Raw genomic sequence first — 6346 nt, 5'->3', positions numbered from 1 at the left:
GGTTAAAATCCCAGCTCCCAAGGGGGAGTGCCAGAAACTGCCGCTTGATCCGTTCCCCGCCCCCGACATCCACGGCCTCCAGACTGAGCATCAGCGCCTCGAGGATTACTCGGCGCGGGGCTCAGAGTACAGCAATGTCGTCGACGATCTCGTTGAGACTGCTGACCGCCTCGTCAAGCCGCTTCGAGAGCACATCCAGTTCGGCCCGGCGCCTGGTGACCGTGCTCTCGCCGTCCCTCTTTGCGGCCAGCACGGCCTCGACCTCCTGGCGGACGTTGGCAAGCTGGGTCGCAAGCCCCTGTTCGACGGCCTGTTGGAACTCCAGGAGCTGCTTGTCCAGGTCGTCGGCAGCCTGCCGGCCGGTCTCGAACGCCCGGAGCCGGAGCTGCTTCGCCATTTCTATGCCGACCTGCTTTTTGATTTTGTCCTGGGCGCGGTCGAGCAGGCTTCGCGTCTGGAACAGGCCCTGCGCAATGAGAGCCCCGGCAAGGATCGGCCAGCCGAGCGGAGTGAACGCCCACGCCAGGGCGATGGCCATCGCCGGCAACACGGTCTTCAGCATGTCGCGGGGGCCGAGCCGCAGCCCGGCCAGCCCGGCGGCCGGGCCCGCCAGGACGAACCCACCTACGCCGGCGAGCAGGCGGCTCAGTGCCGTCTCGTCGTCGGTTGAGCCACCGGCGGCCGCCTCCGACGAAATGCCGGTCATGTCCAGCCGGATGGCCTGGACACCTTCTTCGAAGGCCTCGACTTCGTGGTCGAGTTCGCGCGAGATGTCGGTGATGCGGCCCATCAACTCCCCGGCGAACTCCTCCTCGAACCACTCGGCGAAGGCCTGCTCGACCTGGCGGGCAGTGATCTGCGCAATCTCCTTCGCCACCGCCTCGGCCTGTTCCTTCACCTGGGTGGGAAGCATGCGCAGCTTGGCCTCTGGAATGCTCTCGGCGGCCCAGCCGGGCACCTTCTCGGCCAGTTTCTCGAGCTGCGCGCAGACGCGGCGCTCGACGAGTTGGTGTAGTTCGGTCATCCGGTTACGCAGATAGCCGGCGATACGGTTGGCCTCGGTCTCCGCCAAGCGCAGCGGCCCCTGTGCCGTCTCGTACCGTTCGGCGAGGTCTTCAAGGCTTTCGCCGAGCATCCGGTGCTGCGCCCGAATGCTCTCGGCCAGGTTCTTTCGTTGTATTCTGAGCTCTCTCGCCGGAACCATTATCTTGATTTTGTGGCGCTCGGTCACGAGATAGTTTTCCAGCGCCCGCTCAATCAGCGCCATGGCCGACGACTCCCACTTCTGCGGGTCGCCGGCGAGCCGCGCCTCGATGCCGGCCAGCGCGTCCACCCAGAACACTCGCTGGTCGTCATCCCCGGCTCGGTCGGGCCTGATCCGGTGAAGTCGGACCATCGCGGCCCGCTGCACCTTGTCCCGCTGCTGTTCGGGAATAAGATTGATTTTGTTGAAGACGAAGAAGGGGTCGTGGCTGCCGAGGTAGGTGGTCACGAAATGCGCTTCGCTCATCGACATGTTCGCCTGCGCGTCCTGAACGAAAATAACCGCGTCGGTTCGGGTCAGGTAGTCAAGGGTGAGCCGTTCACGGATCGGGTCCTCGTTCAGGCCGGGCGAGTCCACGATGACCACGTTGTTGCGGCAGAGGTCGAGCGGCCACTGTATCTCCGCGCGCTCGTAGGTGCTGTGTTGCTCCGGGCTGTCAACGTCGATGACGATCCGACTCTCCAGTTCGGCGACGGGGGTCGGTTCCCCGATCTCCGGCGTGCCGGTCTCGCCAGCTCGCGGAAACAACACCGCCCCCGGTTCGGCGCCCCACCGAACCTCGGTGAGAACAGCGGTACACGGCCAGGGGAAGGACGGCAGTACCTGGGCGCCGAGCAGCGCGTTGACGAAGGTACTCTTTCCCCGTTTGAAGTCACCGAGGACCATGACCACGAACGAGTCGGACCCCACCCGGCGCGCGACCGTTTCTATGCCGGTCGCGGCGTCAGCCAATCCGAGCGCGTTCGCCACGACACCAACCTCGGTCGCCACACCGAGTAGCTGGTGCCGACGTCGCTCGGCCTCCTCGAAACTGGCCGACCGGGCATCCTTACTCGGCATCGCCGTCCCCCTCCGTTTTCTTCTTGCCGTCGTTGTCAACGTCGGCGTTGTATTCGATGTCGCCGTCAATGTTGCCGTCAATGTCGCGGTCGATGACGGCGCGAATGCGGGCGGCGAGTGCATGGGCGGACGTCGCGGCCCTCGTGCAGGTGTCCGGCGCCGATTCCGCTGTCGATTCCGGCTGGTCGCGGACCTTCGGTTCGGTGAGAGCCGCGAGGCGCGCGCTCTGCCAGGCTGTTCGTCGTTGCTCCAGCTCGCCGACAAGCTGGAGGTAGAGCCGGTCGAGGTCGCGCGAGACCTGGTCGGTGAAACGTTCGATCACCTCGTCGATGAACCGCCGCAGGTGCAGTGCGAGCTCCTCACGCTGCTCGTCGGTCGCATGCTGCAGCGCACGCTTGGCGAGTACGGCACCCGCCACCCCGCCGGCGACGCCGATCACCAGCGGGGGGAACGCCACGCTGACCGCGCCGCCGAGCAGATAGCCCGATATCGCGCCGGAGGCCGCTCCGAGCCGGGTGAGCAGACGTCGGTGGCTGATCTCCGTCACGGTTGCGCGGGGTTGGACGTCCGGTGCATCCAGGGCTGGCCGCCGGTGGGTGACTGCGCCGCCGACGCCGAACCGCTCGGCCATCGTCCGTTCAAGCCAGTCGACGTCGGCCGCTACTGCGGACAGCACCACGCTTTCGGCCTTGCCGGTGAGCGCCACGAGTTCCCGCCGGGCGCGCAGCGGCAGCTCCTGCTCCCAGAACGCCTTCGGGTCGCCGGCCCGTTCCAGGTCGTCGGCGAGGTTGCCGACCATGGTCGTCCGCTCGGCGCGCAGGGAGTCCCGAACCCGATCGACAAGCGCGAGCCTGCGGGTGTCGAGTTCGACCCGGAGCTGCTCCCAGGCCGCCTTGTCGAAGGCCATCGCCGCCCGGCCGCGTTCTACCTCGGCCCGTCGTACCTCGGCCGACAGCGCGAACGCCGACAGCGTGCTCTGGGCTACGTCGGCCACCGCGTCACAGATCTCGGCCACCGACCATGCGATCTTTCGTGCCCGCCAGTGACCCGCCTCGCCCCGGGCCGCGAAGTCGGCGAGTTGGAGCCGGATGGCGGCCAGCTCGGCCATCCCACCTTCGGGGGAGGGCCCGGCGAGCACCGGCACGGACGGCGCCGGCTCTCGAACCCGTGTCGTCAGCGCCGCCAGAACATCGTCGCGGTGGATGGCGTCGATCTGGTCGAGGAAGGACACGACGACGGCCACGAACGGGACGCGGCGGCGCAGTACCTCCTGTTCGAGCAGAGCGCGTTCGGTCTGGCTCAGCGGGCTCAACGCTGACACCACAACGACAGTGCAGTCGCTCAAGGTAACGGCGCGGCGAACCTGCAGGAGCCGGTCGGTCAGCGCCTCGTTCGTTCCCGGGGTGTCGATGATTTCCGCACCGATTTCTGCCAGCCACTCGCTCGGCGCCTCGATCCGTAGGTCCGGCTCGTCCGGCACTGGTGCGCTGCCGTCGTCGACCTCGTCGCCGAGTTCGTCGTCTATCACGAGGCCGTCCCACATGTCCGAACCAGCCGCACGAATCTCGGTGGTGCCGTCCGGCCAACCGATCCGGAGCACCGGGGCGTCGGCGTCGGAGTTGGCGTTGGTGACGCCCACGAAGGTACGAGTCGTCGGGACCGGGCCGGTCGGCAGCAGGTCCATCCCCACGAGTCGGTTGACCAGCGTCGACTTCCCGCGGTTGAACTCGCCGACCACGGCGATGCGGAATCCGGCCCGCCGCCGCTGCGCGGCCAAGACGTCCAGCTCGCGGACCAGCTCGTCGGCTCGCACCTGGTCGGCGAGGTCCCGCGCCGAACGGAGCCAGTCATCCAGCTCGCCCAGCGCATCGAAAAAGTCAATCATCGGAGGCCCTCCAGCGCGGTCCGTAGCTGTTCCTGACGGGCTCGTAGCAGTGCCACCCGCTGTGTGCACTCGCTCTCGACCTCGGTGACCTGGGTGAGTTGACGTCGTAGCTCGGCCCGACCCACCCGTTCGGATTCGAGCAGGTCCTGCACCGGCCCTCCGGCGCCCTTCCGCAGCGCGTCGAGAGCCTTTTCACACCGCCAGTTCTGGGCGTCCACCGCTTCATGGGTGGCGGTGGCCAGCCGAGCATGCGTCTGGTCGAACGCCAGTGTGACCGCCTGACGCAACGGCTCGTCCAGTTTCTCCCGCGCCTGGGCGAGTTGGCCATCGCTGGCAGCCGTGCCGAGGATGCCACCGAGCAGGCCTCCGAGGACGGTACCGACGCCCGGGAAGAACAATGTGCCGATCGCGGCCCCTGCCACCGCACCTCCGCCCATGAGCCGGTTCTCGGTGCGTAAATGCTCGGCCACCGTCGCCTGCACGGCCGAGAAGTCGATGTCAACGCTCTGCGGAACGGGCGTGTCGGGAGTCGGTGGAAACACGAGCGCCGTGGCCGTCTGCCCGGCAAGCCCGGCCAGGCGCCGGTATTCGTCCTGGAACGAGTTCTGGACGTCAGTCAGTGTCCGGTCACAGCTCATGGACAAGGAACAGACAAGGGCGTCCCGGCTGTCGGTGAACCAGTCCTGTAGCCGGGCGCGGACCAGTTCCGGGGTGCGTTCGCGAACGAGAACCTGAAGCGCATCCAGATTCGCACAGCCGTTCACCTCACCGGCGAGCTCCGCGAGCAGCTCGGTACGGACCTGCACGGCTCTCGTCTCGGCGCCGGCCCACTGTGCACGGGCGACAGCTTGAAGGTCTATGGCGATCGTCGTCCTGGCCTCGGCGAGGAAGCTTTCGAGGTCACGAACACGAAGGCTGTCCAGCTCACGTTCGGCAGACAGGAGCCGCGCACGGTGTTGCGCCACACAGATCGTGACCTCGTCCAGCAGGTCCGCCACGATGTGCGCCGTGGTGGTGCTGATCGCCAGGATGCTCGCCCGCCGCGCCAGCGATGTCAGCTCGCCCTCGAATGCGAGGAACTCGTCGGCGAGCTGGCGGGCGTCACCGTCACCGTCGTCCTCGGTGAGGATCTCCAGGACCGAGCCGCCGCCGCAGGGGTACACCCGCGGCGCGGATATCCCGGCCAGCTCAAGGCGTTTGCGGACGACCTCGAGGAGACGCGGCCGCTGTGAGCCCGGCACCTGTTCGAGTTTGGTGACCCCGAACACGCACCGGTCGCGGTGGCGCCGCATGGTACCGGCGAGAAAATTGGACAGGACCTGGGACACCGGAGCGTTACTCGGTACCAGCACGACGGCCAGGTCCGCTGTCTGCGAGAGAACCCGGTCGACGACGTCTTCGTGCTCGGCTGACGCGTTGATGCCGGGGGTGTCGACCAGCACAACCTGGTCGGCGAGCAGCGCTGACGGATGGCTGATCGAGACTTTCCCGACATTGGCTGTCGTATGGGGATCAGTTACCAGCAGGGCAACAGCCTCGGACACCGTCCGTGGGGCAACGGTTCGACCTGTGATCCGTCGCCACTGGCGCTCGAATTCATCGCCGGCCTGCCGCGGCAGACCCGCGGAGAACGAGAACATCCGGTTCGACCCGCGCGGGCAGAAAGCAACATCGACGGACGGGCCATAACGAAGCTCGGTTGCGGTGCCGGTGGTCACGACGGATGCGGTCGGCAGAAGGCGATGCCGTAACACGGTGTTGATGAAGGTGCTCTTGCCGCTGTTGAACTCCCCGAGAACGGCAATGTACAAATTGTGGTCCGCGAGCCGACGGCGAAGCCGAGCGGTCTGGTCCCGCAGTGGTCCCACCGAGGCTGTATCGAGACCGAGATGGGTTGATGTCGCGTCAGCCCACTGGATGTGTTCTGAAAAATTCAATACGAGATCATTGAATAGCGGGCTCTGGGACCGTGCGTTCCCCACCTCACGTGCGACCGGCATGCCACCTTGGATAACGCTCCATCATGCTGGTGTCCAGAGATTCCCCCGGTCGGGCGCCAACTCCATGGAAAACCCCTGGGGCAGGCAGCGGATTACCCGGTGGGAACCGTCGCGGGCACGGTGGGACGCTGATGACCGGATAGGGCTGGCGTTCAGGAGCCGGTGTAGAGGCGGTCGAGGTCGACCAGCTCGACGTCGGGGGCGGCGGCAGCGTCCGCGGTGAGGGTGGTGGTAAAGCCGGCACGGGAGAACAACAGGAGCTTCACGTTCGCGGGTGAGCCGGGCAGTACCGAGCGGATGTGTCGCAGCCGGGCCAACTCGTCGACGTCAACCGGGGTGGCCCGCCACTTCGCTTCG

3 protein-coding genes and 1 pseudogene are annotated in these 6346 nt (G+C 66.9%); all 4 read right to left on the bottom strand.

The genetic code is table 11. From position 1 onward, the window contains the following. Positions 1–121: 121 nt before the first annotated feature. Positions 122–2104 carry a dynamin family protein gene (locus U9980_RS13765; protein WP_322768271.1) on the bottom strand — a complete coding sequence of 661 codons (1983 nt, stop codon included), beginning with the start codon at positions 2102–2104 and terminating at the stop codon, positions 122–124. Continuing rightward, the gene (locus tag U9980_RS13760; RefSeq protein WP_322768270.1) at positions 2094–3989 is read right to left on the bottom strand and encodes a dynamin family protein; all 1896 of its coding nucleotides are present in this window, start codon (positions 3987–3989) and stop codon (positions 2094–2096) included. The genes U9980_RS13765 and U9980_RS13760 overlap by 11 nt, the downstream gene beginning before the upstream one ends. Beyond that, positions 3986–5926, bottom strand: coding sequence for a dynamin family protein (locus U9980_RS13755; RefSeq protein ID WP_322768269.1), 1941 nt, complete (start codon positions 5924–5926; stop codon positions 3986–3988). Before U9980_RS13755 ends, U9980_RS13760 begins: the two co-directional genes overlap by 4 nt. A gap of 215 nt (positions 5927–6141) precedes the next feature. Next, positions 6142–6346: pseudogene (locus U9980_RS13750) on the bottom strand (ATP-binding protein); the annotation flags it as partial.

The sequence above is a fragment of the Protofrankia sp. Cr1 genome (assembly GCF_963555865.1).
Taxonomy (GTDB): domain Bacteria; phylum Actinomycetota; class Actinomycetes; order Frankiales; family Frankiaceae; genus Protofrankia.
This window is presented reverse-complemented; position numbering and strand designations above follow the sequence as displayed.

Bases quoted from the DNA above. Each gene is read 5' to 3' on its own strand.
- U9980_RS13765 (WP_322768271.1), bottom strand. From the start codon at position 2,104: ATGCCGAGTAAGGATGCCCGGTCGGCCAGTTTCGAGGAGGCCGAGCGA.
- U9980_RS13760 (WP_322768270.1), bottom strand. From the start codon at position 3,989: ATGATTGACTTTTTCGATGCGCTGGGCGAGCTGGATGACTGGCTCCGT.